Annotated in this window: 30 protein-coding genes; 7 read left to right on the forward strand and 23 right to left on the reverse strand. The window is 37.7% G+C overall.

Annotated features, from left to right (window positions below):
• Positions 1–173 precede the first annotated feature (173 nt).
• A complete protein-coding gene (locus AAFH98_RS09745) occupies positions 174–743 on the reverse strand; it encodes a hypothetical protein (protein WP_342522515.1) in 570 nt (189 codons plus the stop codon).
• Positions 744–897: 154 nt separating this feature from the next.
• Entirely contained in the window at positions 898–1,392 is a 495-nt protein-coding gene (locus AAFH98_RS09750; RefSeq protein ID WP_342522516.1) for a hypothetical protein, read from the reverse strand.
• 94 nt (positions 1,393–1,486) lie between these two features.
• Here AAFH98_RS09750 and AAFH98_RS09755 point away from each other — a divergent pair, with 94 nt between their 5' ends.
• Positions 1,487–1,771, forward strand: a complete 285-nt coding sequence (locus tag AAFH98_RS09755; RefSeq protein WP_342522517.1) for a hypothetical protein — start codon at positions 1,487–1,489, stop codon at positions 1,769–1,771.
• 163 nt (positions 1,772–1,934) lie between these two features.
• Here the strand turns inward: AAFH98_RS09755 and AAFH98_RS09760 are convergent, their stop codons facing one another.
• Together AAFH98_RS09760 and AAFH98_RS09765 are read right to left on the reverse strand one after the other, a co-directional pair.
• Positions 1,935–2,666: a hypothetical protein gene (locus AAFH98_RS09760; protein ID WP_342522518.1), complete on the reverse strand. Its 732-nt coding sequence runs from the start codon at positions 2,664–2,666 to the stop codon at positions 1,935–1,937.
• Between the two features lie 214 nt (positions 2,667–2,880).
• A complete protein-coding gene (locus tag AAFH98_RS09765; RefSeq protein ID WP_342522519.1) occupies positions 2,881–4,080 on the reverse strand; it encodes a PIN-like domain-containing protein in 1,200 nt (399 codons plus the stop codon).
• A 345-nt stretch (positions 4,081–4,425) separates the two neighbouring features.
• Between AAFH98_RS09765 and AAFH98_RS09770 the strand changes: the two genes are divergently transcribed.
• The gene (locus AAFH98_RS09770) at positions 4,426–6,090 is read left to right on the forward strand and encodes a hypothetical protein (RefSeq protein WP_342522520.1); all 1,665 of its coding nucleotides are present in this window, start codon (positions 4,426–4,428) and stop codon (positions 6,088–6,090) included.
• 269 nt (positions 6,091–6,359) lie between these two features.
• Here the strand turns inward: AAFH98_RS09770 and AAFH98_RS09775 are convergent, their stop codons facing one another.
• The 13 genes from AAFH98_RS09775 to AAFH98_RS09835 all read right to left on the reverse strand — a co-directional run bounded on the left by AAFH98_RS09775 (position 6,360) and on the right by AAFH98_RS09835 (position 16,633).
• The gene (locus AAFH98_RS09775) at positions 6,360–6,974 is read right to left on the reverse strand and encodes a hypothetical protein (RefSeq protein WP_342522521.1); all 615 of its coding nucleotides are present in this window, start codon (positions 6,972–6,974) and stop codon (positions 6,360–6,362) included.
• A gap of 143 nt (positions 6,975–7,117) precedes the next feature.
• On the reverse strand, positions 7,118–7,906 hold the full coding sequence (locus tag AAFH98_RS09780; RefSeq protein WP_342522522.1) for a hypothetical protein: 789 nt from the start codon (positions 7,904–7,906) through the stop codon (positions 7,118–7,120).
• A gap of 268 nt (positions 7,907–8,174) precedes the next feature.
• A complete protein-coding gene (locus AAFH98_RS09785) occupies positions 8,175–8,660 on the reverse strand; it encodes a DUF2306 domain-containing protein (protein ID WP_342522523.1) in 486 nt (161 codons plus the stop codon).
• Between the two features lie 210 nt (positions 8,661–8,870).
• Positions 8,871–9,932 (reverse strand): hypothetical protein, encoded by a 1,062-nt coding sequence (locus AAFH98_RS09790; RefSeq protein WP_342522524.1) that lies wholly within the window; start codon positions 9,930–9,932, stop codon positions 8,871–8,873.
• A gap of 139 nt (positions 9,933–10,071) precedes the next feature.
• The gene (locus AAFH98_RS09795) at positions 10,072–10,740 is read right to left on the reverse strand and encodes a DUF6064 family protein (RefSeq protein ID WP_342522525.1); all 669 of its coding nucleotides are present in this window, start codon (positions 10,738–10,740) and stop codon (positions 10,072–10,074) included.
• 237 nt (positions 10,741–10,977) lie between these two features.
• Entirely contained in the window at positions 10,978–11,703 is a 726-nt protein-coding gene (locus tag AAFH98_RS09800) for a hypothetical protein (protein WP_342522526.1), read from the reverse strand.
• A gap of 688 nt (positions 11,704–12,391) precedes the next feature.
• Positions 12,392–12,880 carry a hypothetical protein gene (locus tag AAFH98_RS09805; protein WP_342522527.1) on the reverse strand — a complete coding sequence of 163 codons (489 nt, stop codon included), beginning with the start codon at positions 12,878–12,880 and terminating at the stop codon, positions 12,392–12,394.
• A gap of 154 nt (positions 12,881–13,034) precedes the next feature.
• Positions 13,035–13,589 (reverse strand): hypothetical protein, encoded by a 555-nt coding sequence (locus tag AAFH98_RS09810; RefSeq protein WP_342522528.1) that lies wholly within the window; start codon positions 13,587–13,589, stop codon positions 13,035–13,037.
• A 159-nt stretch (positions 13,590–13,748) separates the two neighbouring features.
• Positions 13,749–14,306, reverse strand: coding sequence for an NADPH-dependent FMN reductase (locus AAFH98_RS09815; RefSeq protein ID WP_342522529.1), 558 nt, complete (start codon positions 14,304–14,306; stop codon positions 13,749–13,751).
• 82 nt (positions 14,307–14,388) lie between these two features.
• Positions 14,389–14,883, reverse strand: a complete 495-nt coding sequence (locus AAFH98_RS09820; RefSeq protein ID WP_342522530.1) for a Crp/Fnr family transcriptional regulator — start codon at positions 14,881–14,883, stop codon at positions 14,389–14,391.
• Positions 14,884–15,118: 235 nt separating this feature from the next.
• Complete coding sequence (locus AAFH98_RS09825) at positions 15,119–15,367, reverse strand: hypothetical protein (protein WP_342522531.1); 249 nt, start codon at positions 15,365–15,367, stop codon at positions 15,119–15,121.
• 15 nt (positions 15,368–15,382) lie between these two features.
• Positions 15,383–15,643 (reverse strand): hypothetical protein, encoded by a 261-nt coding sequence (locus tag AAFH98_RS09830; protein ID WP_342522532.1) that lies wholly within the window; start codon positions 15,641–15,643, stop codon positions 15,383–15,385.
• 180 nt (positions 15,644–15,823) lie between these two features.
• Positions 15,824–16,633, reverse strand: coding sequence for a hypothetical protein (locus AAFH98_RS09835; RefSeq protein WP_342522510.1), 810 nt, complete (start codon positions 16,631–16,633; stop codon positions 15,824–15,826).
• Between the two features lie 97 nt (positions 16,634–16,730).
• On the opposite strand from AAFH98_RS09835, the gene AAFH98_RS09840 reads away from it, so the two are divergent.
• Positions 16,731–16,991, forward strand: a complete 261-nt coding sequence (locus tag AAFH98_RS09840; RefSeq protein WP_342522533.1) for a hypothetical protein — start codon at positions 16,731–16,733, stop codon at positions 16,989–16,991.
• 471 nt (positions 16,992–17,462) lie between these two features.
• The gene (locus AAFH98_RS09845; protein ID WP_342522534.1) at positions 17,463–18,422 is read left to right on the forward strand and encodes an integron integrase; all 960 of its coding nucleotides are present in this window, start codon (positions 17,463–17,465) and stop codon (positions 18,420–18,422) included.
• Between the two features lie 64 nt (positions 18,423–18,486).
• Here the strand turns inward: AAFH98_RS09845 and bioB are convergent, their stop codons facing one another.
• On the reverse strand, positions 18,487–19,491 hold the full coding sequence (bioB, locus tag AAFH98_RS09850; RefSeq protein WP_342522535.1) for a biotin synthase BioB: 1,005 nt from the start codon (positions 19,489–19,491) through the stop codon (positions 18,487–18,489).
• A gap of 181 nt (positions 19,492–19,672) precedes the next feature.
• Here bioB and AAFH98_RS09855 point away from each other — a divergent pair, with 181 nt between their 5' ends.
• Both AAFH98_RS09855 and AAFH98_RS09860 read left to right on the forward strand, forming a co-directional pair.
• A complete protein-coding gene (locus AAFH98_RS09855) occupies positions 19,673–20,374 on the forward strand; it encodes an alpha/beta hydrolase (RefSeq protein WP_342522536.1) in 702 nt (233 codons plus the stop codon).
• A gap of 99 nt (positions 20,375–20,473) precedes the next feature.
• Positions 20,474–21,151 carry a response regulator transcription factor gene (locus AAFH98_RS09860; protein WP_342522537.1) on the forward strand — a complete coding sequence of 226 codons (678 nt, stop codon included), beginning with the start codon at positions 20,474–20,476 and terminating at the stop codon, positions 21,149–21,151.
• A gap of 80 nt (positions 21,152–21,231) precedes the next feature.
• Here the strand turns inward: AAFH98_RS09860 and AAFH98_RS09865 are convergent, their stop codons facing one another.
• The gene (locus tag AAFH98_RS09865) at positions 21,232–21,675 is read right to left on the reverse strand and encodes a CBS domain-containing protein (protein ID WP_342522538.1); all 444 of its coding nucleotides are present in this window, start codon (positions 21,673–21,675) and stop codon (positions 21,232–21,234) included.
• A gap of 83 nt (positions 21,676–21,758) precedes the next feature.
• Between AAFH98_RS09865 and AAFH98_RS09870 the strand changes: the two genes are divergently transcribed.
• A complete protein-coding gene (locus tag AAFH98_RS09870; protein WP_342522539.1) occupies positions 21,759–22,445 on the forward strand; it encodes a TrmH family RNA methyltransferase in 687 nt (228 codons plus the stop codon).
• 108 nt (positions 22,446–22,553) lie between these two features.
• On the opposite strand, the gene AAFH98_RS09875 is transcribed toward AAFH98_RS09870, so the two are convergent.
• The 4 genes from AAFH98_RS09875 to xerA all read right to left on the reverse strand — a co-directional run bounded on the left by AAFH98_RS09875 (position 22,554) and on the right by xerA (position 25,918).
• Positions 22,554–23,528 (reverse strand): M23 family metallopeptidase, encoded by a 975-nt coding sequence (locus AAFH98_RS09875; protein ID WP_342522540.1) that lies wholly within the window; start codon positions 23,526–23,528, stop codon positions 22,554–22,556.
• 111 nt (positions 23,529–23,639) lie between these two features.
• The gene (gene hprK / locus AAFH98_RS09880; protein ID WP_342522541.1) at positions 23,640–24,671 is read right to left on the reverse strand and encodes an HPr(Ser) kinase/phosphatase; all 1,032 of its coding nucleotides are present in this window, start codon (positions 24,669–24,671) and stop codon (positions 23,640–23,642) included.
• Positions 24,672–24,677: 6 nt separating this feature from the next.
• The gene (gene hpf / locus AAFH98_RS09885; RefSeq protein ID WP_342522542.1) at positions 24,678–24,977 is read right to left on the reverse strand and encodes a ribosome hibernation-promoting factor, HPF/YfiA family; all 300 of its coding nucleotides are present in this window, start codon (positions 24,975–24,977) and stop codon (positions 24,678–24,680) included.
• Positions 24,978–25,000: 23 nt separating this feature from the next.
• The gene (gene xerA / locus AAFH98_RS09890; RefSeq protein WP_342522543.1) at positions 25,001–25,918 is read right to left on the reverse strand and encodes a site-specific tyrosine recombinase/integron integrase; all 918 of its coding nucleotides are present in this window, start codon (positions 25,916–25,918) and stop codon (positions 25,001–25,003) included.
• Between the last annotated feature and the right edge of the window lie 17 nt (positions 25,919–25,935).

The raw sequence follows: 25,935 nt of genomic DNA on the forward strand, positions 1-25,935 counted from the left end.
TTTTGACAAACCGAGATGGCCTTAGCCGCGCAGCCTAACGACATTGCGCATAACCTGCGCACGAATTAGTGTTGTATTAGCAACTAACGAAAGAAGAGTCGTAAAACCAAGAGGGGCAAAGAATTGGCGAGGTGCGTCCGCGTTAATGCGCTGGTTAGCGGAAAACCCTTACATTATGAAGAGCTGACTATAAAATATAACAAGTAAGCAACCAATATTATCACAACCCATAAACCAAGCATATTGTAGTCATAACTTACATCGCTATCTGCAATTTTTTGGGCACTTTCTGATAAGTGTTGTTTGGGTCTATTTTTAGATTCTTGTTTTTCATTTGGCAAATATTCTCTCTGAGAACTCTTCTTAAGGAGTTCAGTAACATCTTCCAAAGTGGAGATTTCTCTTTGTATTTTTTGCTCATTTAGAAGTATAGCATATTCATTTTCCCCATCTGTCTTTAAAGCAAGAATTTTTTCATTTAAAAACCCATGATTAAATAAGAAACTACTATTACCCTGATCAATTAGTAGGGAACTATTGCCTAAATACTCCCAGCTCCCTTTTTCAACCTTACCATTTTTTGAGATTAGTAACTCATTATTATCTCGAAATATGTAAACTACTCTTTTAGACGAATTCTCATTGAATATAAGCCAATGTTGATTAGTTAGAAGGGTTACATCATCTAACTTCTGACTATATTTTTTAAACTTTGGAATTATGTCTGAAAAATAAGTTCTCATAGATCAACTGTGAATAGTTATTTTGGTTTTGCGCTAACGACCTGGCGCATAACCGGCGCACAGATTACTGTTTGAATTAGCAACTAATGAAAGAAGAGGCTTAAAACCAAGAGAGGTAAATAATTGGCGAGGTGCGTCCGAGTTAATGCGCGGGTTAGGTGTTTTTTATAAATACAGCCTTGTCAAATCCATCATTTGGTTCTGGGCTTAAGTAGAAATAGATATTTTCATCATCCTCAACTATTGTAATTTTCTTATAACCAAATTTGTGCCTTTTATTACCGTATTCAACACCACCCCATTTTATATAGCGCCAAGAAATTGAGCCTTGATTTTCAGAGTCCATAAAAATTGTTCCCTTCCAAATATATCTTCCATTTTTATTTATGGACATGACCTGAATTTCTAAAATGTTTTTTCTTATTCGATTAATAGTGGCTTTACTTTGCGGCTCATCCTTAAGTGACCACTCATTTGTATCTTCTTGATAACCATATCCATCGTAGGTGCCAGCTAGATCTTTAAATTTTAGCCAGTCCCTCAATTTCTTATATAAGATTGAAATACCCCAAGTAATAAAAGCTGCAGTAAGTGAGGATATTATTCCAATTAAAACTGCTTCAGTTAAAATATTTATGGAAAATATCATTTTCTAAATTTGACTGACCTAGAAAATCGGTTTTAAATTAGTACAAGAACAAATATTTTTTTACCAATCATCTCTTCAACAAAAAGAGACAACTATGAGTATCCCACCCAATTACGACATTTTTATAAATAGTGATAGTAATATTGTTATTTCACATCCAGAATCTGACGATGATACCTACAAATATCTTGAAGATAATTTAAAATCCGATGAAGTAATTGCTGTGTTTCAAGCAACTACAGGAGGAGTAAACTACATATCAAAAAAACGGAATCAATGGTTAGTTAATAATTACTCTGGAATTAAAGATGTAATAATTAAATTCTCAGATAACCATGATATAAAGATTTCAAAGTCTGTGGAAAAATTGATCAACTAAATTTCAAAAACACCTAACGACCTTGCGCATAAGCTGCACACGCATTTACTGTTAAATTAGCAACTAACGAAAGATGAACTTTAAAACCAAGAGCGGCAAAGAATTGGCGAGGTGTGTCCGCTTAATGCGCGGGTTAGCTGGTCGGTTTCAAATATTGATTGAATTACAGTAATGTAAATAGGGCTAAAAATACCGAGCCGACTAAACCTGAGAGTGCAAAAATTAATACCAAGCAACCACTTGAGTCGGATGGATCAGCTGTAACTTTTGATTTGTTTTCACCACTTAAATCAAGCCATTTTTTACGAGACTCTTTTAGGTCAGAGAGCTCTTTTGAATCAAGTAGCGTTTTTCCAGTCATTTGAGGTGTCTCCTTGATACTTTTGAAAAATAAATCGTGCAAAGAGACTATTTTGAATGCAGTATCTTCTTTGTACTTAGTCAAATCATAACTTTTTGAAGCTAATTCAATCCCTTCTTCAAACTTATCGACATTTTTATTTAAGAAGTCCATATAATCTGTGGTGTCGCTAAGTTCTTTGACTGCATAAAGTTGACCATCAAGAGCAGGTCTTTTAGTTAATTCATTTGCTTCCTCTCTGAATTTCTTGTTCAGTTTCTTGAAATATTTTTCAACCTGATCAAGCAGGCTACTAATAAACTCTTCTTTTTCTTCAACACTGAGTTTAGACTCATCGAGTTTATCAAAATAAACACTAGCTGCTTTAATTTTACTATCATCAAAGTTACTTCGAGCGACTTTACAGATTACAAGTCCTTTGATTGCTTGGTTAGAATTGCTATCTGAGTCGAATATTTCGGAGAATATTTCTTCAGCTTTCTCATATTCATCTGCTTCAAGATGAAATTCAGCTTTTTCAATATCAGTACTCATTTTATTTCTCTTTGATTAATTGGTAGCCAACTCTATTAAATATATTTCAAAATGGACTGTTGGGTGCAAAATGCCAAACCGACAGCTAACGACATTGCGCATAACCGGCGTGCAAAGTGATGTTAATTACTTGAATAATGAACGGAGAGCTTAAAAGCCAAAATTCTGGGAAGTAATGGCGAGGCACGTCCGAGTTAATGCGCGGGTTAGGTAACTAAATATTCACTGGTACTTTAGGGAAACTAACATCAATAATTTCACAACCATAATTTTCAATATCTGTACTATTTACAGCACCCATAGGATATTCCCAACCTCTAAAAATTATCTCGAAGTTTTTTTGGCAATTTTTGCAAGGTAAATTCAATATTGCTTCATATTCTAGCTCAGGTCCCATATTCCTATCATAACTTGCAACATGTTGCCAATCAATAAATAAATTTTCCTCATAAAATTCTGTCATAAAACCGCAATCATTGCATTTGCAAATTAGAACAGGATCTTCTTCAAACTCACTCTTTTGTTCTAAGTATTCCTCAATCGTTAGTAAGTCATCGGGATCAAATTGAGCTTCTAAAATTTCATTTGCTGCCCTTAAAAAATCTGTTTGATTATAAATCCATAATTCTTTGCCGCTAACTGAATTTAGTTCCATCTCAAGTTCTAATCTAGGAAAGTAATTTTCGCCACTAGTCTCTTTAATCCAGTCTTCTTTTTGATCATCAATGACAAAAATTAAATTCTTCTTTTCACTCTCAATAAATTCAAGTATCTGTTTCCAAATAATAAGATCACCAAACTTTTGAATTCCATCTTTATCAGAATCTTTATAGCCGGGAGGTATATTGTTTCTATATCTTAATTCACCTTCTTTTACTATTTCTAATAATTCTGAAAAATTATATGATCTTCCTACTGAGAAAAATTCTTTAATTTTTTCAAAATGATCATCGTTTTCTACTGTTTCCTTAATTTCAGTTTCAGCCTCTTCAATTTTTGTAATTAGCTTATCATTAAAATTAGTTATTTCCTCCTCGACTTTTTCTACTAAATCTGAATACTGTTTGGTTAATTCTTCGTCAATATGTGGGAAACGGTCAGGCTTCTTAGATTTTTGGTGAAAGTCTTTATAGTTGTTTTCAATTTTTTCAATTCCTTTTTGTATTCTTTTTAGTGTATCTCTTAATGGTAAGTAGCTCTTATTAATTGGCTTTTTTATAACAGACTTTCTGTTCTTTAAGAATTCAAAGTACACATGGTTTGGAATCCAAAGTCGATTGTCTAACTTTTTAAAAACGTTATTATATATCTTTTCTCTTGTCTTTTGGGGATAAAAATAAAAATCTAGTAAAGTGGATGTATCAAAAACGATAACTGGTTCACTTTCCCAAATATTTTTCTCTTTGTCTTCCATAAGATTTATTTAGTTACCTAACGACCTGGCGCATAACCGGCGTGCAAAATGATGTTGATTAACTAAATAATGAACGGAAAGATAAAAAGCCAAAAATGTGGTAAGTGATGGAGAGGCACGTCCGAGTTAATGCGCGGGTTATATCGCAAAACATATAAAAAGTAGGACCACTTAAATCCAGCAATTGATATTTAAATCGATTCTAATGGTTTTTGACAATATTAAAGTATATGCTTGTTTAAATAATTGGAGGGGGGGATTAAAAATACCCAATGTTAATCATTCATTGTTGCCAAGAGTTTACCACAATAGCTTATAGTATAAACTTCTACTAAAACAGCCGCTATGAAAATTTTTCATATTACACTCCTTATTTCTTGCATGATGCTAATCTTTGGCTGTAAAAAGAGTGGTGTTTCGGGTTCAGATCCAACAAATCCTTCTGAAGAACCCATAGAAATTGAAGAAGATGTAGTTGCTCAAAACAAAAATGTAAATACATTTGAGATTACCTCTTTGCTAGTCAACACAGACTTTGACGATAAATATACGGCTACGTTTGCAGGCTCTGAAGTAGAACTTATCAAGACTTCTGATTCCACGCTTACTTTCATAGTACCTAACGTCGAAAGTGGTACTCAAAGTCTAGGTTTTGAATTAGGCGAAATTGACTACGAGGTTAATCAAATCGTAGTTTCTAACCCTGAGGAGACAGTTTCGGATGCATTTGTAGGAATCGATGATGAGCTATCGAGTCTATCATCTGATACTCTGATTGATCAACAGGAAGTGGAGAATACGAAAAAATTAAAGAGTGAAGTTCAAGAGCTTTATAACTCATTGACAAGTGAACAGAAAGAGGAAGTGGCTTTATTTTATGAAGCTAATAAAGATCTTTTTAGAAACTTTAATCAGAATGTTTCTAAAACCTATAACAAATTTTCACGTAAATCCTTAGCAAACTCTGACTGTCCCAAAACTAATTATAAAACTTATTATCCTTGTACAGCAAGCAATTTGGGCGACTCCTTCAATGAATTGGGGAAAAGTTTGGCAAAAACTGGTGAATGGGTTGGTTATGGTACAGCAGCGGCATATCTAGGTTCACAAGTTTGGTATGCTGGACCGACTTCATGGGGACTTACAGCTATTGGGAGCACATTATCGTTTGGTACTGCTGCATATTTATTAATCACTGAAGTGCGTCCCGCAGTTCTTAAGTTGAAACATAATCTTGTAGATTTTCTTGAAGCAAATTGGATTTTTGTAAAAGCTATTTTCTTAGTCGTAACCGAAGAATATCCGAATGAAACCGAAACCGATATGGGGATTGATGGCAAATTTAGAACTATTCAGTCCTCAGACAGTGAAATAACTGAAGAAACCGAATTCTTTATCGTCTCATACGATCAACTACGCTCAAATTGGAATGATTTTACTGAGTTGCTTGGAAAACTACCGACCTTTGAGTCGGATGAAGAAGCAGTCGAATTGGAAACCGGTGACATCACCATATCCAATATTTCAAATTCTAACGTAAATCTTGTGTCTCAAAATGGGGAGAAAGTTAAATTTGAATCGACTACAGGAGCGGAAGAAGAGTTTAGCTTTGATATTACCGTGAATAAAGAAGGGTTTATCAGATCCACAAATGTGAAAGCTAAAATTACTGAGAGGGATTTTGATCTGAAGGGCCAATGGTATTTTATCTGGTATAACGTGGACGGTTCAATATCACAGACCGAATTAATCGACTTTGGTGACGGAGGAACAGGGGAACACCTTGGTTATAACATTCCTAGCAACGATAATATATGCCATTCTGGTTGGCACGACTATTCCCAAAGTTTTAATGGGACCCAATCTTATGTTCGCTTAGATTGGTATGGGCTATATGCCTATTATATCTATGACCCAGACAACCCAGGCCGTCTGGAAGTTGTGGAGGGATCAGGCAATGTATCCAAGCGCACTGCTCTACAAAAGAATAATCCAGGCTCACCTTGCTAAAATTAAAATGGCCTTTGTGATTTGCCAGGCTTAACTACGTTTTTAAAGTGTGTGTTGCTTTCCATACTTCATGCAGGTTTGCTGATTTTTTGCTTACCATATTTATCGTTGGTTACTGTTTCTAAATAAAAGTTTCGCATCATTTCAATACAGAAAAGTCCTCAGTTTTGCGGTATAACGGCACAGGGCTAACAAACTTTAAGTGAGGTTAAAAACGCAATATCGTCCGCTTGAAGCCCTTGTTATGCCTTAAAAATTTGTGATTAAGCTTACAGACTTCGGTTCGCCTGAATAATCATAACAGATTCATTCCAGCTCTGCCCTCCATCTGTTGATATGTCGACGCTCCAGATAAAATGGTTCTCGGTAATGTCAGAAAACGATATTCTATGAAGTTCTCCAGGTTTATATTCAGCTTTGTATACAATTGTTGTATCGGTGATTTGAACACCCCCGAGTTCTTGAGTCCCCAAATCCAACCACGTTCCAGATAAAGCTTCAAGCCATTTCATATTCCAGACATCAGTTTCTGTATTGTAGGCTCGGTAATTCATTCCCAGCATCACCAGACTTCCTTCTGAGTCCATCATCTGATATTCATCCGCAATTACGTATCCATCAAGAATGGTTTGCCCCTTCCAGGTTGCACGAAGTTCAGACGTGGTTCCATCTTCCTGTTTGGCTATAACCTTGCAGTTCCACTTACCAAGGAGGAAACCAAAAGCTGAAAGCTGTTTTGGAGCATTTGGATTAAGTTGTTCCATTCCGAAGGTATTCTTCGCTTTTTCCTGGTTCTGTGCATATCCAAGATTGACTGATATCACAGAAACGCTAACAAGAAAGATAATGATTAAAAAACGTGACTTCATGAGAAGTATATCCATCACAATTTTTAAGGTATAACGACATTGCGCATAAGGTGCGCACGTAAAATTATTGATTTGTTAAATAATGAACGGAAAGCTAAAAAGCCAGAAAGTTGGCAAGACCTGGCGAGGTGCGTCCCCTTAATGCGCGGGTTATACTGCTATGCTTCTTTAGATTTTCTGATCATTGATTTGATACTCGCTACTTCTTCTGAATATTTTGAGGGTAAATTTTCAAGTAATTTCATTAATACAGGCTCAAAAGCAGGACCACTATCAATCCCTTTTTTATAGAGTTCTCGTATACCCTGTAAGGCGTAGGAAATTTCAGTCTCGTCATTTAATTCAATAGCTAATTTTAAAATTTGTCTGTATAAGGACATCTCATTTTGTTCAACTTCTTTTAATTCCCAATATCTTCTTTCAGCTTTATAAGATTCGAGCTTCCTCTGTTTGTTTAATCTTTTCAAATACTCAATGCTATTATTTAAGCTTTTTACCTTTTGTTTAAGAGTTTCAGATTCTTCTTTTATTGTTTCTTCGGCATGATTTCTAATGTTTTCTCTAAACTCTTTTACATTTTCACTTATATTATTTGAAACTTCAGAAAAACGATTGTTCAGACTGGATTCCAATTCTTGGGATTCTTGATTCAACAAAGATTTTAATTCATTTCTTAGAGCTTTTTTATCTCTTTCGTAAACTTTGAAATTACTAAACCATCCAAAACCTACTAATAAGCCTGCAATAGTTACTAAAACTCCCAGTGACCAATAAACTGTATCAGTTATTTCATCTAAATATTTTTGTGTGGTTTCTAACTCTTTTTCAAGAACTTGAATTTTTTGTGCCTGAAAATTCTCAGCTACTTTCGTTGAATCACTTGATTGGGAATAAATTAAATTTGTGTTTAAAAAAAGTAGGAGCAAAAAGAGTAGAATTGATCTCATAATTAGATGAATTGGGTTTTAGCAGTATAACGACATTGCGCTTAAGGAGCGCGCGAAAGCTTTGTTGATTGCTAAATAACGAACGAAGAGTTGAAAAACCAAAAAGCTGGCAAAGAATAGGCGAGGCGCGTCCCCTTAAAGCGCGGGTTATACCGCTTTTATGATTTAGAAACAGCTATTTATTTTGGCTTTATTGAAATTTTCACGTTAAAAGAAGCAACAAAAACTTAAGCCAAAGTTGGAGATAAGTTCGTGGTAATATGCGTTGTTATACCGCACTTTCTGAGGTTTGAGATGCTTGATAACGTTCGAGAATTTGGGTCTTTTTTCTGAATATTAGTGCAGAACCAATAACGAGTGGGACACCCCAGTATAGCAGAATGCGTGCCCAGAAGGGCCATCCAGATGGACCATATCGGGATAAGTGTGAGCCAGTCGCCATTAACAGACCGATATAGGAGTATAAGATCCAAAAGTAATGATGTTCTATCCATCCTTCATAGTGTTCTCTACGAAGCGGGAAGTAAATGGCGAGCCCGAGGGTAACCGTGCTTACAATTGACATGATGTGAAAGGGGCCGAAGCCGCCAAACATCTCGTAGATGCCAAACGAGGTGAGAAGGAGCATAGTAAACGAGCCAATATAGATCCATCCGACGAGGCGGTGTTGTTGTGTTCCTTTCTGGCTAACTAAATTCCAGGCACCTGTGATGATAGCAATAACTCCACTGAGGGTGTGAATCGTAAGTATCATAATTTCAAGTTTTAGTTAGATTAATTGCCAAGATGGTATGATACGGCAAGAATGGCTTAAAGTTATGAATAAGCGGTATAACGACATTGCGCATAAGGGGCGTGCAAAATGACGTTGTATTTGTTTTAAAATGTACTACGGAAACTAATCAAATCGAAACCGGCAGCCAACGGCGAGGCACGTCCCACTTAATGCGCGGGTTAGCAGTATTTATTCTTTGCGTATTTTCTTTATAAATATTTTTGGTGACCAACCTTTTGATATTTTATCTATGATCAATTCATCAAAGGCTTGATAACTTAAACCTGTTATTATTGCAGTTTGCGGTTCAACGAAAGATAATCCAATTGTTAATGCAGAGTTAATTGCAAATCTCACTGGTTTACTAAATGGTGTTTCATATAATGGGTGGAAAACTTCCTTGGAATACTCTTTGATTACACCTATTTCATCTTCATTCTGGATGTTGAATAACCAATCTCTAAATTTTTCTGCTTCTTTGTTTTCTCGAATTTTGACTATTTCTTCAAACGAAATTTGTCCATCCAGTAATAATGCTTGAAGACTTGGCATATCTTCATATTCCAAGATCGTTTGAAAAGGTTTAGTAGTTAACTTGGAATAGTCAATTATTGAATCGAAATAAGTATTCAGATTATCAAGAAACCTATCTGCAGCAATTACAAGCTCACAATCTAATTGAGAAGAGAGACCGGCTAGATACATTGCGTTAGCAAAGTCCAGGTATTTTGACTCTGATTTATCATATGTTTCCAGTAATTGGTTTCCTTTGCGAGAAGCTTTTTTGCCAATTTCAAAACAATCGAGGTCTTTGTTATTGGCATCAACCAAAGTTGCTAATCGACCAATGTCGTAGTCGCTTAATTCTGTTTGCTCTTTTAAGATTGAATAAGTGCCATCATAAACTGATTCAAAGTGACTTCCAACTCCTTGGAAAGCCATAAATCCGGGATTGGCATTCAATAAGGCAGCCGTATCCTTATTGGCATATCCAACTGTTGTATTACTATGAAAAAAAGAGATACTTCCTTTATGAATTAGTTCTTCTAATAAATCTTGGCCTAACCAATTAAGTAAAACTACAAGGTTTAAATTAGGTCCAAAATTATTAACATAAATTTGGTCAGAAAGGAGCAGACTTTCCGCAAACGTAGATTTCAGAGCAATCTCTTCATTTTGGGATATTCGTTTCCCTCCGTCATGTCTTGGAATAGTAGCTTTAGAAATTTTGTCAAAAAGTACTTTTGCCATATCAATTTAATTAATACTGCTAACGCCTCCGCGCATAACCGGCGCAGAGTCTGTGGTTTCTTTAAAGGCTAGGAATTTGAACACTCACAAGCAACTGCTTTGACCGAAGCCGCGGCTGCGTCCGCCGTTGATGCGCTGGTTATGCGGCCGGATTAAGTTTTTGAGAGTTCTTTTTCATATTACGGTATAGTAATAATCCAATACTGAGAATTCCCGAAACAAGCAAGCCAGTATCTTCAACAATGCCTAGTTGAAAGGCTGCCGTAAATCCAATCACTGACCAAAGACCAGGTATAAGAAGAAACCACCAAGGGATTTGCTGGTTAGTCCATAAAAGTAACCCAAACGTAAAGATGGTAGCCGGACAGGGTGTAACACCAAACATTGGTGAAAATGGATAAGAATGACCTAAAAGGGAGCCAATGATAGGATAAATGACCATGGCATAAGCAATGAGTATGATTCCAGTGATACCAAAAGTATTAGCGTTAAAGTGATATTGGATTTTATCAGTAAACAGCCCAATTTCCAAGAATAATAAGCCCTGAATTATGAATAAGGTACCAAAACCAAAAGCGGCATTGTTGATTTCACTAAAAAATAGAATGTGATAGACAACACCGATCCAAAGCCAAAAAAACCCTAAAATAGAATTAATAATTTTATCAGAAGCTGGCGATTTCCAAAAGGAACAAATTACGGCAACAATCCCGAATAGGTAAGCGATCAACTGGGATGGCCAGATAGCATTGTTGTAAACTTGAAAAACATTAAGAAACTGTTCTGTAGTAAAAGGTAGTTCCATCATAATGAATTTTTTATCCTCTAGTAATAGATTAAAAAAGATGGAACAGAAAAGGAATAATAAAGTTATGAAAGTTGATTCTCCAAGAAAGAGGCCGGATAACGACCTTGCGCATAAGCTGCACGCGATGAAATGTTAAATTAGCAACTAACGAAAGACGAGACTTAAAACCAAGAGGGGCAAAGAATTGGCGAGGCGTGTCCGCTTAATGCGCGGGTTAGGCGTTTTGATAAACCTTGATTAAAAGATCCATCTTGTTCCATGCCTTTTAACATTTTGGATAGTATAAGGTGTACCAGTAGTTAAAAGGTGTTCATTTATTGCATCACCTTTATATTTAAAAATAAGCTTTTCTATAATTGCATTTTCTTTAAGATTAGGAATAATTGATGGTAGATCCTCGTGTAATTTAAAGACTATAAATAAAGGTGTTCTTAATCTTTGCTTAAACTCTTCTTCACCAGTATTAAAGAAATCCAGAAACTCTTCTGATTCTACAAAATCAGGTTTTAAATGGATTAATTCATTTCTAATGTCCTGTAGTTTATTTAGATCATTCCATAATCTTTGATCTGTTTCGTCTGGACTTTCACTTAATCTTGTTAAATCAAAAGTGTGATAGAGTATATTTAGCTTTTTAGTAAGTTTTTCATACCGAAATAATTCATTCCGTGAATCTTCAGAGTCATATTTACTTTTCAGATTAGAAAAGTTTTCAGCTAATTTATTCCTTAACTCTTGATCATTAATTTTTTGCAGTTTAATTCTGTCTTTAAAAATATCGGAGAGGCTATGATTAATATTAGCTTCTAGATATGAAATGCTAAAAATTACAGAGCCTGAGAATTGTATAAATTTTAGATTTGCTTTAACCGGTATTGGAATATCTTCTATACCATTTAGATTTTTATCTTTTTCCAATTCGACATCAATATCTAACAACGCTCTTGACATTTCTAAATACATTGATGAACCATTTAAAAACATATGACTGTGATTTTATATTGAAAACGCCTAACGACATTGCGCATAAGGTGCGTGGTTACGAATTAGAATCAAGTTAAAAACTACAGCCGAAAACACAAGCAAAAGGGAGCGATCCAAAAAGCAATGGCCGCGACCATTTTGAAGAAGCCAGCAAAAAAATTACGAAGAGAGACTGACCGTTGCTGCTAAACTTTTGAAAAGCAATTAACTAAAAAATTGGCAAAAAGAGCGACCAATTTTGGGAAAGCCCAGGCGAGCCACGTCCGTTTAATGCGCGGGTTAGGCATTTTCTTGTTCGTTAGTCTGAAAGAGGGAAATATTTTTGCCCAAAAATTCAATGAGCATTATACCACCAAATGCAAAAAAACTCATGATCAATATTTCCACGAAAAAGCTTGTCCAATAATTTTGGAATAGGTCAGAAAAATCAAATAACAATTGATAGATAATTATTCCAATGAAAGGTCCGAAACAATTTCTGACAAACTTCTTGTCCTTCATAGATGATTGCAAATTTTATATAAAAAAGTTCATTATTTACAAAAAAGCCTAACGACATTGCGCATAAGGTGCGCACGGAATACGTTGAGTTGATAAATAATGAACGGAGAGCTAAAAAGCCAAAAGTTGGCAAGACCAGGCGAGGTGCGTCCCCTTAATGCGCGGGTTATACAGCAACTTTACGGTGGTTTATTAGTGGATTTATTAGGAGCCTAGAAATTAAAATTCCAACCCATGCAGCAATTAAAACCCAACTTGACAACTCAAAGCCTCTTCTCCAAAATGGTCCTAAACTTCCTGTTGGCATTACTGTCGAAATAAAAACTGTGATGACCAATGGAAGAGATAAAACAAATGTTGAGATGGCGTTTTCTACTTTAGTCTTATCACTTAGCCAAAATTTGCCTTTAAATGTTAGATAAATGATAAAAATAAGCGAGTAAGGAATAGAGAACAGAAAAGCTATAAATCCACCAAAATATAAAGCACCAATAGCCGTGCTTTTACTGTGGTTTATTATTTCAGTGAGTGACTCTCCTAATGTTAATGGGTGAATGATGGTTAGGAGTAGGATCCAGCAAGCTGTTCCAATTACAGCAGCTAATACTGACCAAGCAATAGAAACTCCAACTGTGGATATTATTGATTTCATCATTTTGGGTGTTGCTGTATAACGACCTTGCGCATAACCTGCGCACGGACTGCTGTTTATTTTGTAACTAACGAAAGAAGAGCCTTAAAACCAAGAGGGGCAAAGAATTGGCGAGGTGCGTCCGCGTTAATGCGCGGGTTAGCTGGCCCTTATTATTTTAAGGTTTAAAAAAAGTAAAAGTATTTTCTTCTTGAGAATAATGAGTATAAAAATTTCTTACACGATATTGATTAACCACCTTTGTTCTTAACTGAAAATTTTCAAGCAATTCTCTTTGTATAGTTGGAATATTTGGTCCTTTCTTCAATGGAGCCTCGACATCTTTAATATATTTTCCCTGAATCAAATAAGTATCTTGGGAAGATAGAGGACTAAATTCTAATGGATGGAAAAAACGAAAGTGGCCTTCTAAAGTATCAAGTACCTCCAACTCTATGTCATAGGCATCTACTTCAGAATTATTAAGTACTTCGATTTCAAAGTTAATTTCATAATGATATCGATGGATTAAATCTTCTGCATTTGGAGTGTCATCACTATCAATTGGATAATTAACTTCTTCTTTTATTCTCTTTTTCCCAGTTAATTTTTTTACTTCAATATTGATTCTGGGACGCCTTAAAAATTTGTATTTAAAAAATCCTATTGCTGTACCTAAGAATAAAAGTACAGTTATTGTTAGTTCAATATTTCCAGTAATAGTATTTAGCATGTATTGGATTTTAATTTAGGCCAGCTAACGACCTTGCGCATAACCGGCAGGCGCCGGAATATTGATTTAATTGTAAAACGAAAGATTAACTAATAAATGAAAGGGAGGCAAGGAGATGGCGAGGCCTGTCCGAGTTAATGCGCGGGTTATACTTCAATTCTAATGTGCCATTGATTTAGGCAGTTCTTTTTCAAATTGTTTCAGTACATCTCTAAACAGTTTCGCTTCCTCTTGGTTGGCAATGGTTTGTAACTCGGTATCAAAGTGTTCATTGAATTTACCAAGAGAATAGGTGCCAATTATTTCAGCGCCCCAAAAAGGCATAAGATCTGATAGAATCGATAGATTTGTTGCACCACCGTTATCCCCGGGAGAGGCACTAAGTAACAGAACGGGACTATTCATAAAGATTTCTTGATCTATACGTGTTAACCAGTCAATGATATTTTTAAAGAATGCAGGCAAAAGGCCATTATGTTCTGGGGAAGCCACTATAAACCCTTCAGCTTTTGTCATTTTCTGGTATAAATGCTTAATGGGTGTTGGGATACCTTCTTGTTTTTCTATCTCCTTGCCATACATCGGAATATCCATCTTCTTGAGATCAATATATTCCACATTTTCATCAGTTAAATTGTTTATTGCTGCTTTTGTGAGTTCCTCATTAATTGATTGTGGACTATTGCTTCCTACAAATGCGATAATGTGATTTTTCATAGTGCTGTTGGGTTTGTTCTAATTTATTACAGCACTAACGTGTCAAGAAGTTGCAAGAAAAGACTTAAGGTATCTTAAGAAATCATGAATTTGTTATTTCATTGCGAATGGAACTGAGAAACTCTGGGGTTATTCCCAAGTATGATGCAACCATATACTGTGGCACCCGTTGCTCAATGTTGGGGTAAGACTCTCGGAAATCCAGATACCGCTGTTTGGCAGGCTTACTCATGCTATGAATTGTTCGATCCTGCAATGCGACATAGGCATGTTGAATCTTAATGCGAAAAAATCGTTCTAAGGAGGGAATCTGTTTGTAAATTTGCTCTAATGAATTTCGTTCAATTTGAAGTATGGAACTGTCTTCAATAGCTTGAATGAAGTATTTAGCTGGGGTTTGTGTTAGATAGCTATATAAATCATTAATCCACCACCCTTCAATGCCAAACTGCAATATTTGTTCATCACCATCCCCGTCAATATGGTAGCATTTCAAGCAGCCATCCGTTATAAACCGCATATGTCTTGAAACGTCGCCTTTAAATAAAAGGATTTCGTTCTTTTGTAGTTCTTTCACTTCAAAATGCTCCTGAATGACCGAACGGTCAGAATCCTCCAGTGGAACAATTTCCTCAATATGATTGAACAGTTGCTTGATAGCTCTAATATTTGAATTGAAGTATAACGACCTTGCGCATAACCGGCAGGCGCCGGAGCGTTGAATAAGTTTTAAAACGATAGATTAACCAATAACTGGAAGGGAGGCAAGGAGATGGCGAGGCCTGTCCGCGTTAATGCGCGGGTTAGGTGGCTTAATTTGAGATAGAAGCTATGAACTGTAGTATAAAACCAAGAATTAGTATTCCTAAACCAAATTGTTCATAACGTAGATTGCGAATTGGTTTGCTTAGCCCTTCATCCCAAGTTATACCTTTTTTTAGTACAGCTTTGTCACCTTCTTTTTTCCAAGAAAGATTTCCCCAAAAAAGTAAACTAGCTCCCAATATATCTAAAATTAATCCGAAGCTTGTCAAAGTTATATTGATTCCCAAAAAAGCCATAATAAAGAATTTTTGTTATTCAGGATAGAGTGGATAAACTTTGCCAATTTCAGGCTTTTTGGGTGCATCGGGATGTTTTTCTCTATAATCCTCCCAAGCCCAACCATCAGTTACGGTACTTCCATTACAACCTTCATAATGGCACATTTGAAACTCTTCTCCATCTTTTTCAACTACTCTATAGTCATCTTCTTCATAAGCGCGTTCACAATGTAAACACCATAAGAACCCGCTTTCAGTCTTTCCAAACGCTTCAGAACGATGATTTTTTGACATATATAATTGGTTAATTTTAATATTTCTAGTTTATCGTTTTACGAAGCCACCTAACGACCTTGCGCATAAGCTGCGTGCGCCAACGTGTTGAAATTGTTTACAGATGAAAGGGTAACTATAAAAAGAGAGGTTGGCAAAAATTGGCGAGGCACGTCCCCTTAATGCGCGGGTTAGGTAAACTTACCCAAGAAGCTTAAAATTTAGATTGACTAGTAATTCTGATAATTCAATTTCTTCTTTTTTACAGAATTCAAAAAGTTGGATTGGTATGTCCCAGTCATTAAAATCCTTTATTTCAACTTCTGGCTTTTCATCCATGTTCAAGTAATAATCTGTAGTCAAATCATATTTTTCTAAAATTCTTATATGTTTTTTTAATTTCTCCGCTCTTGTTTGTGTTACTTCCTCTAACTCTTCCGGATTTATAACATTATCGAAGAAATTTTTCTCGTGCCTTTCAATCATAATGGTATAAACTCTCCTTGAATTTTCAGGTACTTTACTTAAGACATCCAAATATTCTTGAATATCCTTTGCAGTTTCTTCAAGTTCATCTTCTTTTAGATTCCAACTGAGGCTTTTACTTATTTTTGAAAGTTTTGCAGGAGGGGCAACTTTAATCTCTTTTGTCTTATCTGTGATACTATTGAATATTTTATCAACTGCTGAAGTATATCTATCCTCATGCTGATATTTTATCATTTTAAGACGACCAACAGGAAATTTTTCTACATCGTTAGTTTTTGTGTGATGTATTTGACACAATAGCATCAGGTTATCAAAACTTCTTCTTTCTTCATTTGTTTGGTCAGGATTAAATCTTTCGCCACCAGGCATGGCAGCCTCAATATGACATACTTCTCCAACATAATCTCCATCTTCGTCCATGATTACATTTTGGCATTTCGGAAAGGCACATTGATTACCTGATTTAAGATATAATTCTCTCAGAGTGTCTTTTTCTGGGGTGAGCCTTTTTGGTTCTTCCAATCTGGAATGAAAATTTAGATTACAATTTAAGTTTACCTAACGACGGAGCGCATAAGCTGTAAAACAAACCGATAACATAAATAGATGAGGAAATATTATGAGTACAAGCAAAAGTGAGCGCGATGAACCGACTAAGGAAAATATGAGAGATCTAATTATTCAATTGTGCAAGGATTTAAACCAAGCGCATGATGAGATAATGGAATTACAAGATGCTGAACCGCAAAATTATGACTGGCCTACATGGACACCACAGGCAAATTCTTTGCGGTGGGCAGAACGTATGTTTGACATGCGGTTAACGAAGTTAAAACAAGCAAGTGAAAATCCAGAGCGCGAACAATATGCGGAAGGTTAAGGCGAGTTTTATCCGCTTAATGCGCATGGTTAGGTACACGACATTATGGAAACAGGCATAAAGCTTTGGTGGAATAACTTATGGAGATCCAGAAAATACACTCCTAAAAAATGCACTTGTGGTGAAAGGGAAACCTGTACGCAACAATTCTATTATACCAACAGGGGCGGAATGGGAATTGATGGGGGCATGGGGGAATGTGGCAAGATTAGGGATAAGATTAAGAAGGCAAATAACCTTAGAAACAAAGAGTGTACCTAACTGTAATTATACCAACTAAGGTATGTGTATAAATTTTTATATCAAGGCCTCTATTTTCCTGAAAAATAGGGTAAAGTCCAAAACCTATATTATTTCAGAATATTATGTCAAAGGGTATTGATATAACATTGTGATGTAATATTAATTTGTAAGGAGTGGCTGGTTTAGCGGTCTTACTAATAAAACGTTGGTACAAAGTGCTTCTTCATTATGTCTGATAAATCTTTATTGAGTCGGATGAGATCAGAAATTCGACGGAGAAATTATAGTTATCGAACGGAGCAGGCTTATACTACTTGGGTTGTCCGGTTTGTCAAGTTCCATGATTTATGTCATCCCAATGAAATGAACGAAAAGGAGGTGATTGAATATCTCAATTATTTGGCAGAAGAACGCAATGTTGCGGCTTCAACACAAAATCAGGCGTTATGTGCTATCCTTTTTCTTTATGAACATGTCCTTAAAGATCCTATAGAGGAAATGATGGATTTTAAACGGGCAGAAACACCTAAAAAGTTACCTGTCGTGTTAACATCTGATGAGGTAAAGCAAGTTTTAAATCTGTTGGATGGTACCCCAAAACTTGTCGCTGAATTACTTTATGGGGCGGGACTTCGCATATCGGAATGCCTTAGACTTAGGGTGTTGGATCTTGACTTTAGTTATAATCAGATTCAAGTAAGATCCGGAAAGGGGAAGAAAGACCGAATTACGATTATGCCACAGACAACCAAGAAGAAGCTGAAAGACCAGGTTCAGAAAGTTAAGATGATTCATAAAAAGGATACAGCTGCAGGTTATGAAGAAACCCTGCTGCCTAAAGCTTTATCGAAAAAATATCCCAACGCTTCTAAACAGTTGAAATGGCATTATCTTTTTCCCTCTCCAAAACGGGCAAAAGATCCGAGATCGGGATTAGTTCATCGCCATCATATCTCGGACTCGACTATCCAGAGAAAAGTGAAGCAGGCGGTGAAGAAGAGTGGAATCAAAAAACATGCAACCTGTCACACACTTCGCCATAGCTTTGCTACACATCTGTTGGAGGATGGATATGACATCCGAACAGTCCAGGAGCTACTGGGCCATAAAAATGTAAACACGACCATGATTTACACCCATGTCATTAAAAATAAAGGTAGTATTGTCAAAAGCCCCATCGACAGCTAAGCTGAACAATAAAACAACGAAAGCTGACAGCTGTATCCTTCTCATTTTGCCCTTTCTACTTTTATTATTCCGCTGCCTCCGCACTTTCAGGCACATGTTTTTCTTTTGCATCCTTAAAAGCTTCACGAGGTTCTAATCCAAGGATTTCGAACATGCGTTTATCCTCTTCCAGCTCATTGTTGTCAGTAGTTAATAGTTTTTCGCCGGTAAAAATAGAGTTTGCTCCAGCCATGAAACAGAGCGCCTGCTCTTCCATACTCATATCCACGCGTCCGGCAGAAAGACGCACCATAGAATCGGGCATAGTGATACGAGCGGTGGCAATCATCCGGGCCATATCGTACCAGGGTACTTTAGGTTGATCTTCGAGCGGGGTACCTTCGACGGCGATTAGGGCGTTAACGGGGACTGATTCGGGGTGCTCGGGCATGGTTGAAAGGTTATGGATAAGTTCAATTCGATCGTCATCCGTTTCACCCATCCCGATAATACCTCCACTGCAAACGCTGATATCATTTTTTCGAACGCGTTCTATGGTATCCAGACGGTCTTGGTATTTGCGGGTAGAAATGATCCGATTATAGAAATCTTCTCCCGAATCGAGATTGTGATTGTAGGCATAGAGACCGGCTTCTTTGAGCTTAGCTGCTTGCTCATCAGTGAGCATTCCCAGGGTGCAGCAGACTTCCATCCCCATGTCGGTAATCTCGCTTACCATATCCAACACTTGGTCAAAATCTTTGGTTTCGCGTCCACAACGCCAGGCTGCTCCCATACAAAAGCGTGTGCTCCCGGCTTCTTTGGCGCGTTCGGCGGCGGATAGAATTTCTTTGGGTTCTAACATATCTTCAGCTTCCACATCAGTATCGTGATGGGCCGACTGCGGACAGTAGGCACAGTCTTCGGGACATCCCCCGGTTTTAATCGACAGCAGGGTGCAAACTTGCACTTCCCCCGTTTCTTGATGTTCGCGGTGTACGGTTGCAGCACGATAAATAAGTTCCATCAAAGGAGTGTGGTAGATATCAGAAATTTCATCTTTGGTCCAATCTGTTCGTAAATCAGCCATGATATTTGGGGTATTAGGTCTGTAATTCATTGTATCGCATGTAGATAAGTCACCAAATACTATTTATCGTGTAGCTATAATGCAATCAACTTTTCAATTTTTATTAGTGGATAGGTAGATTAGATATCTTCAAATCCGTAAACTTTGCATCACTTTTTTGCTTACTATTAAAAGTTCAGTTATGAAAAATATCCTCAAAAACGGTAAGGCTTCTTTTACTGTTGAAACGCCTTATAAATTGATTGAGACAGGCTCCTTGTCGTCCCAAAAACCTCTTATTGTGTATCTGCATGGGTTTAATCAGAATATTGAACTGTTTGAAAAACTGGTTGAGCCAATGTTTGATGTTGAGGGGTACCATCTTTTTATACAGGCACCGTATCCTATTTATGATCGCAGTCGTGAGAAAAAGGTCGAGGAGTGGGGATGTTCGTGGTATTTGTATGATGGGGAGCAGGAACAGTTTGTAAAATCTTTGGAGTCGGCATCGGAGTTTGTGGAGGTGGAAATCGACAGAGTTATCAAGCAGGTATCACCATCACGCACTGCTGTTTTAGGATATTCTATGGGCGGCTATTTGGCAGGTTATCTGGGGTTGTCACGCTACCCGCAGGTGGATGATTTAGTGGTTGTTGGTGCGCGCATTAAAACGGAGGTTTTTGCAGGTAAACCCCAAAATTATGAGCAGCTTAATGTATTGGCATTGCATGGATCAGCCGACAGAAGTGTAAAAAGTGGGCCACAAGAAAAAAGTTGCCGACAGCTTGCAAAGTGGGGCACAAGGGTAACATTTAAAGAGCTTGAGAAGGGACATAAATTAGATGAGCAATACCTGGATGAAGCTAAGAGCTGGCTTAACTCTTTTGGCTATAAATTATTATAGATTTTGAGATATAAACTTAGCATGTTTACCATCAGTTGGTTATAATCTATCAACGATAAACTACAGGACGCAATTTAGGGAATAGATAAATTTACTACCATGAATGTACTTGTCATTGAAGATGATCCTTCCGTACGCACGTTGGTAAAGGCGGTATTGGAGAAAAATGAATATGACGTGGATATTGCTGAGACGGCTAAAAGTGGTGAAGAACGGGCCGTAGAAAATTCGTATGATATCATTATCCTTGATCTGGGATTACCCGATGGAGATGGTTTCGATTTGGCGAAAGATGTCAGAGATCAGGAAATAACAACACCTATTTTAGTACTTTCGGCCGAGCAGGAAACGGATGTCAAAATAAAGTGTTTGCGCGCCGGCGTTGATGATTATTTGACAAAGCCTTTCAATACCGAGGAGCTTTTAGCACGCATAGAGGCTATCGGGCGACGTACGGTTGAAGTAAATGGAAATCGTACCCTGGAGTGTGGTGAGTTGAAAATAAATATGCTGGAGCGCGAGTTCTGGGTGAACGAAACAAAGGTTGATTTGACCAATAATGAGTATAACCTGTTGGTATACTTATTAAAACGAAAAAATAATATCGTTACCCAGGAAGAGATTGCCGAAAATGTATGGGATATCCATTTTGATACACAGACGAATTACATCAACGTATATATTAGTTATTTGCGTAAGAAAATTCGCAACCATTCGGAGGACGAATATATAGACACTGTTCGTAAGAAAGGATTTATTATTAGATGTGAAGATTAAAGGAAGTGGGATAACGCATTAAAAAACCCTTGCAGGAAATTGCTTCTTGCAAGGGTTTTTTATTATAAATAATTGCGGATTTATCCCGGGTATTTACTTTCGCCCTGGATGTATTGTCGCATATTTTTAATTTCTACTTTCTGTTTGGAAATGATCGATTTCACTAAATCTCCAATCGATATTACTCCGGTTACTTGGTTAGATTTTACGACAGGTAAGTGACGAATTTTATGTTCCGTCATGATGGCCATACATCGCTCAACGGAATCAGAAGGAGTAACACAAAGGACATCCTCTGTCATAATTTCTCGAACTTCGGTACTCTTCGATGAGCGGCCTTTTAAAATGACTTTGCTCCGGTAATCTCGTTCACTGATGATACCAGCAAGATCGTCATTATCTAAAACCAGAAGCGCTCCAATGTTTAATTCGTCCATCTTGCTAATGGCATCGTAAACTGTTTCATTAGGGGCGATGGAGTAAACCTTATTTCCCTTGTTGTGTAGTATATCCCTTACAAGCATACGACCTCCGTTTTTTATGTAGAAAAGATTTGCCTTAGAACATTATAACATTTCTTTACATTAAAAACATAATCACTGTTTAGATGGATCAGAGCCTAAAAAAAGAACTTATTACCTATTTACGAGAATTTGCAACGACCAGCCGCTGGGAAACCATAAATAAGGTGCTGGAGAAAAGAACTCGGTATTTGACGGTCGTACTTGAGGATATTTATCAGCCTCATAATGCCAGTGCGGTATTACGGAGCTGCGATTGTTTTGGGATTCAGGATGTGCACATCATCGAAAACAAAAATGAGTTTGATCCCAATAAAGGGGTAACTATTGGCGCTGATAAATGGATTAGCCTACAGTCTCATAATCAGCCTAAACAAAATAATACGGCCGCCTGTTTTGAACAATTGAAGGGGCAAGGATATCAGATCATTGCGACGACTCCTCACGAAAATGATGTTAATATTGATGAGGTTTCGTTAGATCAAAAAACAGCGCTGTTATTTGGGGCTGAACTTACGGGACTTTCGGATTATGCGCTGGAACATGCCGATGGGTATGCAAAAATTCCGATGCAGGGATTTAGTGAAAGTTTTAACATATCAGTAAGTGCGGCGCTTTGCCTTTATGAATTGAGTCAGCGAATGCGGGCCCAACGAGATGATTGGCAATTAGATGAAAACGAGATTATCGACTTGCAGCTCGATTGGCTTAAAAAGACGGTTCGGGCTCCAGAAAAGCTTATTGATCGGTATCTTTCGGAAAGGGAGGAGTGAATAGCTGATTTACTATGATGATTGCCTGGAAGTAGGGTTTTGTCAAAAAAAAGAGGCTACCCGGAAGTAGCCCCTTAAAATAGTTGTTTATACTATCTTTAAATCATCTTAGTCCATCGAGCGATGGTTATTCTCAACAATATCTTTATACATCATGTATTCCTCGGGCGTTGTATCAGCAAATAAAAAGTTGATAGGATCGACCGGGGAACCATCTTTCCGAACTTCGTAATGCAAATGTGGTCCTGAGACTCGTCCCGATTTACCCGAAAAGCCAATGAGATCTCCCCGCTTTACTTTCGTACCGGGATTTATTCCCTTTGCGAAAGAGGAGAGGTGCGCGTAATATGTTTCATAGCCGTAATCATGGTCGATAATCAGGAGTCGTCCAAATGTTCCTTTTAAACCGGCATATTTGACAACACCATCCCCCGTGGCATAGATTTTACTACCTACGTTCGCTCGAAAATCGAGGCCATCATGCTGGGTTTCATACCGAAGTACCGGATGGAACCGCATTCCAAAACCACTTAAAAGAATACCTTCAGTGGGTTTAATAGCGGGAATATGTTTTAATTTGGTACTATTGTTGTTGTAATAGCTTTTAATCTCATTGAAACTCATTTTCTGGATATTGATACTGCGCTCCAGGCTTTCGAGATTTTCGGCCGTCCACTTCAATATTTCTGAGGTCTCCTGGCTGTATACATCAAACTCTGAATATACATCAGCACCACCAGCACCGGCTTCGCGCTCGTCATATGGAATCTCTTCCATGCCCAATACCGACCGGTACATCTCATTATCGGCTTTGGCAAGTTGCTCTACCTCCTGATCCAGATCCTGTATTTTGGTTTTTGTTTGTTCCAGCTGATTGATTAATTCCTGATTTTCAGCTTTTAGCGCAATTTCTGCAGGAGTGCCTACCGAAAAAGAAAGAATAGAAATGCCAATCCCCGAAAGTACGACACCACATAAAATCCATATGCAAGCCGTATAAATAATACGTTCCAAACTGTTGTACTCGACGGGCACAAACTCACAGGTCTGCTCGTCGTAGTAGAAATAGTTATTCAAAGCCATAGATGATTTTTTATTTCATACTGATCTATATACAAGATGTTGTAACCGCCGTTTGTTACAAAAAGATCACAAAGTAGTGATAAAAATAAAATATCAAAAACGAACAGCGTGTTACTCGATATCGCCTTCAAAGTATTCAATTGCCCGGCGGGGCATAGGGTCCGCTGCTTTTGCTTTATCGGCGATATGTGTCTTAACTTTATCTTGAAATGCTTCGGCCGCATCATAGCCGTAATGACGCAGCAAGTAATTCATAGCAATAACCTCGGCAATTACGGTGATATTTTTACCCGGTGTAATAGGTAGGTTGATGAGTGGAATATCAACCCCTAATACGGAAGTTACATCCCTGTTTAAGCCCGTGCGTTCTATATCTTTAGATTCATCCCAAAGCGAAAGTTCTAAGACCACCTCCAGCCGCTTTTGATAGCGGATAGCCCGAATGCCGAACATCGACATAATGTCGATAATGCCCAGTCCCCGAATTTCCATAAAATGTTTATTCATTTCGGTGGCAGAGGTCATCAGTACGTTGTTTTTCTTTGTCAGGATGACCACGTCATCAGCCACAAGACGGTGCCCACGTTCTACTAAATCGAGGGCTACCTCACTTTTGCCGATCCCCGATTTTCCGGCGATCAGAATGCCAATACCATACACATCAACCATTGAACCGTGTACCATAGTCTGTAGCGCAAACTGATCTTCGAGAAAGTCGCGCGTTAAGTGCATAAATTGCGTGGTTTCAAGGGGGGTCCCGTACACGGGAATGCCAGCTTCTTCGGCAAGATCTAAAAGGTAGTTGGGTAACTGGTTTTCGTGGGTAAGTATTAAAACAGGAATATCATATTGGGTCAGCTTTTTAAAAGCTTTAATCTGTTCTTCTTTAGAAAGATCTTGGATATAATTGCTTTCGGTATTTCCAATAATCTGGATGCGCTGATGAGTAAACAATTTAACAAATCCGGCCAGCGCCAGCCCGGGGCGGTGTAGATCCGCCTCGGTAACATAGCGCTGATCGGCATTGCCTTCGGCCACAAAGTTTTCCAGATCTATTTGAACGCGTTCTTGTAAACGTTCTACCAGATAGGAAACCGAGATTTTTTCTTTTTTTGGTATTGATTCGTGATCACCGAAAGGCATAATATACTATCGTTTGTGTAGCGTTTTGCTTTTGTACTTTTTGAGCTGACGTGTGACGTTTTCAATCACCATATTGATAGCCTGCTCGTAAGAGGAGGCTTGCTCTTTGGCATTAATAAGTTTTTGAGGCACTTTTACATTCAATTCGGCTTGCTGTGGATTTTCATCATCAGGTACGGGTTGTAAAACAATATCACAGGTTAATATTCGGTCATAAAACTGGTCTAATTTCTGCACCGCATCTTCGGCGTATTGATGGAGTTCTTTATTTGCATCGAAGTGTCTTGCCGTGAATGTGGTTTTCATAAGTATTACCTCCTAAATTAGCTTTAGTTTTTAGCTCTTGGATGAGCTATTTCATAAACGTTTTTTAGTCGTTCAACTGAAGTATGCGTGTAAACTTGAGTAGCGGCTAAATTGGCATGGCCCAGTAATTCTTTAATGACTCTGATGTCGGCACCTTGATCCAACAGGTGGGTAGCAAAACTGTGTCGCAAAACATGTGGACTTTTCTGTGTCACCTCGCTGGCCCGTTGCAAAAAGTCTTTTACAATGCGCTGTACCGCCCGCGGATACAATCGTTGACCGCTGGCTGCAATAAAAACAGCTTTTCGCGCATCTGCATCTGTCCGTTCGCCGTAGAGTTCTGGTTTTGTTTCAAGATGATTTTTTAGTGCTTTTCCTGCTTGCTTGCCAAAGGGAACGATTCGCTGTTTGGCTCCCTTACCGAGCACCTTAATTTGGTTGAGCGTAAAATTGATGTCTTCCTCATTTAAATTCACCAGTTCGCTCAGTCGAATTCCGGTGCCATATAACGTTTCTAAAATAGCTCTATTCTGTGTCGAATCAGCTGAATTTCCCTCGGCCAGTTCCATCATCCGGTTTAAATCTTCGGCATTGGCGGTTTTAGGCAATGGTTTATCTTTCTTGGGTACAATGAGTAAGTGAGCAGGATTTTGTTCTACAATGCCTCGTTTAAAGCAGTACTTAAAAAACGAACGTACAGCGGCTACTTTTCTTGCGATCGAACTTTTGGCCAAGCCGTGTTCCGACAACTCTCCCAGCCAAAGACGAATGGTGAGTCTTTCAATGCCGACAATATCCAATTCGTCTTCATCAACATTAAACTGGACACTGCAAAAGTTTAGGAATTGTGTAAGGTCATTTTTGTACGAAGTAATGGTGTGTTCCGAGGCATTGCGCTCGACCTTTAAATAGCGTAGATATTTTTCAATCGCTTTCTTCATCTGTCAGCAATATGGAT

Source organism: Fodinibius sp. Rm-B-1B1-1, from assembly GCF_038594945.1.
GTDB classification, from domain to species: Bacteria; Bacteroidota; Rhodothermia; order Balneolales; family Balneolaceae; genus Fodinibius; species Fodinibius alkaliphilus.

What these genes read in the sequence shown, in the direction of transcription:
- AAFH98_RS09795 (WP_342522525.1), bottom strand. Translation starts at nt 10,740, where the DNA reads ATGATGGAACTACCTTTTACTACAGAACAGTTTCTTAATGTTTTTCAA.
- AAFH98_RS09810 (WP_342522528.1), bottom strand. Translation starts at nt 13,589, where the DNA reads ATGCTAAATACTATTACTGGAAATATTGAACTAACAATAACTGTACTT.
- AAFH98_RS09845 (WP_342522534.1), top strand. Translation starts at nt 17,463, where the DNA reads ATGTCTGATAAATCTTTATTGAGTCGGATGAGATCAGAAATTCGACGG.
- AAFH98_RS09755 (WP_342522517.1), top strand. Translation starts at nt 1,487, where the DNA reads ATGAGTATCCCACCCAATTACGACATTTTTATAAATAGTGATAGTAAT.
- AAFH98_RS09815 (WP_342522529.1), bottom strand. Translation starts at nt 14,306, where the DNA reads ATGAAAAATCACATTATCGCATTTGTAGGAAGCAATAGTCCACAATCA.
- AAFH98_RS09750 (WP_342522516.1), bottom strand. Translation starts at nt 1,392, where the DNA reads ATGATATTTTCCATAAATATTTTAACTGAAGCAGTTTTAATTGGAATA.
- xerA (WP_342522543.1), bottom strand. Translation starts at nt 25,918, where the DNA reads ATGAAGAAAGCGATTGAAAAATATCTACGCTATTTAAAGGTCGAGCGC.
- AAFH98_RS09840 (WP_342522533.1), top strand. Translation starts at nt 16,731, where the DNA reads ATGAGTACAAGCAAAAGTGAGCGCGATGAACCGACTAAGGAAAATATG.
- AAFH98_RS09775 (WP_342522521.1), bottom strand. Translation starts at nt 6,974, where the DNA reads ATGGATATACTTCTCATGAAGTCACGTTTTTTAATCATTATCTTTCTT.
- AAFH98_RS09780 (WP_342522522.1), bottom strand. Translation starts at nt 7,906, where the DNA reads ATGAGATCAATTCTACTCTTTTTGCTCCTACTTTTTTTAAACACAAAT.
- AAFH98_RS09870 (WP_342522539.1), top strand. Translation starts at nt 21,759, where the DNA reads ATGGATCAGAGCCTAAAAAAAGAACTTATTACCTATTTACGAGAATTT.
- hpf (WP_342522542.1), bottom strand. Translation starts at nt 24,977, where the DNA reads ATGAAAACCACATTCACGGCAAGACACTTCGATGCAAATAAAGAACTC.
- bioB (WP_342522535.1), bottom strand. Translation starts at nt 19,491, where the DNA reads ATGGCTGATTTACGAACAGATTGGACCAAAGATGAAATTTCTGATATC.
- AAFH98_RS09805 (WP_342522527.1), bottom strand. Translation starts at nt 12,880, where the DNA reads ATGATGAAATCAATAATATCCACAGTTGGAGTTTCTATTGCTTGGTCA.
- AAFH98_RS09825 (WP_342522531.1), bottom strand. Translation starts at nt 15,367, where the DNA reads ATGGCTTTTTTGGGAATCAATATAACTTTGACAAGCTTCGGATTAATT.
- AAFH98_RS09770 (WP_342522520.1), top strand. Translation starts at nt 4,426, where the DNA reads ATGAAAATTTTTCATATTACACTCCTTATTTCTTGCATGATGCTAATC.
- AAFH98_RS09855 (WP_342522536.1), top strand. Translation starts at nt 19,673, where the DNA reads ATGAAAAATATCCTCAAAAACGGTAAGGCTTCTTTTACTGTTGAAACG.
- hprK (WP_342522541.1), bottom strand. Translation starts at nt 24,671, where the DNA reads ATGCCTTTCGGTGATCACGAATCAATACCAAAAAAAGAAAAAATCTCG.
- AAFH98_RS09800 (WP_342522526.1), bottom strand. Translation starts at nt 11,703, where the DNA reads ATGTATTTAGAAATGTCAAGAGCGTTGTTAGATATTGATGTCGAATTG.
- AAFH98_RS09875 (WP_342522540.1), bottom strand. Translation starts at nt 23,528, where the DNA reads ATGGCTTTGAATAACTATTTCTACTACGACGAGCAGACCTGTGAGTTT.
- AAFH98_RS09745 (WP_342522515.1), bottom strand. Translation starts at nt 743, where the DNA reads ATGAGAACTTATTTTTCAGACATAATTCCAAAGTTTAAAAAATATAGT.
- AAFH98_RS09865 (WP_342522538.1), bottom strand. Translation starts at nt 21,675, where the DNA reads ATGCTTGTAAGGGATATACTACACAACAAGGGAAATAAGGTTTACTCC.
- AAFH98_RS09765 (WP_342522519.1), bottom strand. Translation starts at nt 4,080, where the DNA reads ATGGAAGACAAAGAGAAAAATATTTGGGAAAGTGAACCAGTTATCGTT.
- AAFH98_RS09860 (WP_342522537.1), top strand. Translation starts at nt 20,474, where the DNA reads ATGAATGTACTTGTCATTGAAGATGATCCTTCCGTACGCACGTTGGTA.
- AAFH98_RS09785 (WP_342522523.1), bottom strand. Translation starts at nt 8,660, where the DNA reads ATGATACTTACGATTCACACCCTCAGTGGAGTTATTGCTATCATCACA.
- AAFH98_RS09760 (WP_342522518.1), bottom strand. Translation starts at nt 2,666, where the DNA reads ATGAGTACTGATATTGAAAAAGCTGAATTTCATCTTGAAGCAGATGAA.
- AAFH98_RS09830 (WP_342522532.1), bottom strand. Translation starts at nt 15,643, where the DNA reads ATGTCAAAAAATCATCGTTCTGAAGCGTTTGGAAAGACTGAAAGCGGG.
- AAFH98_RS09790 (WP_342522524.1), bottom strand. Translation starts at nt 9,932, where the DNA reads ATGGCAAAAGTACTTTTTGACAAAATTTCTAAAGCTACTATTCCAAGA.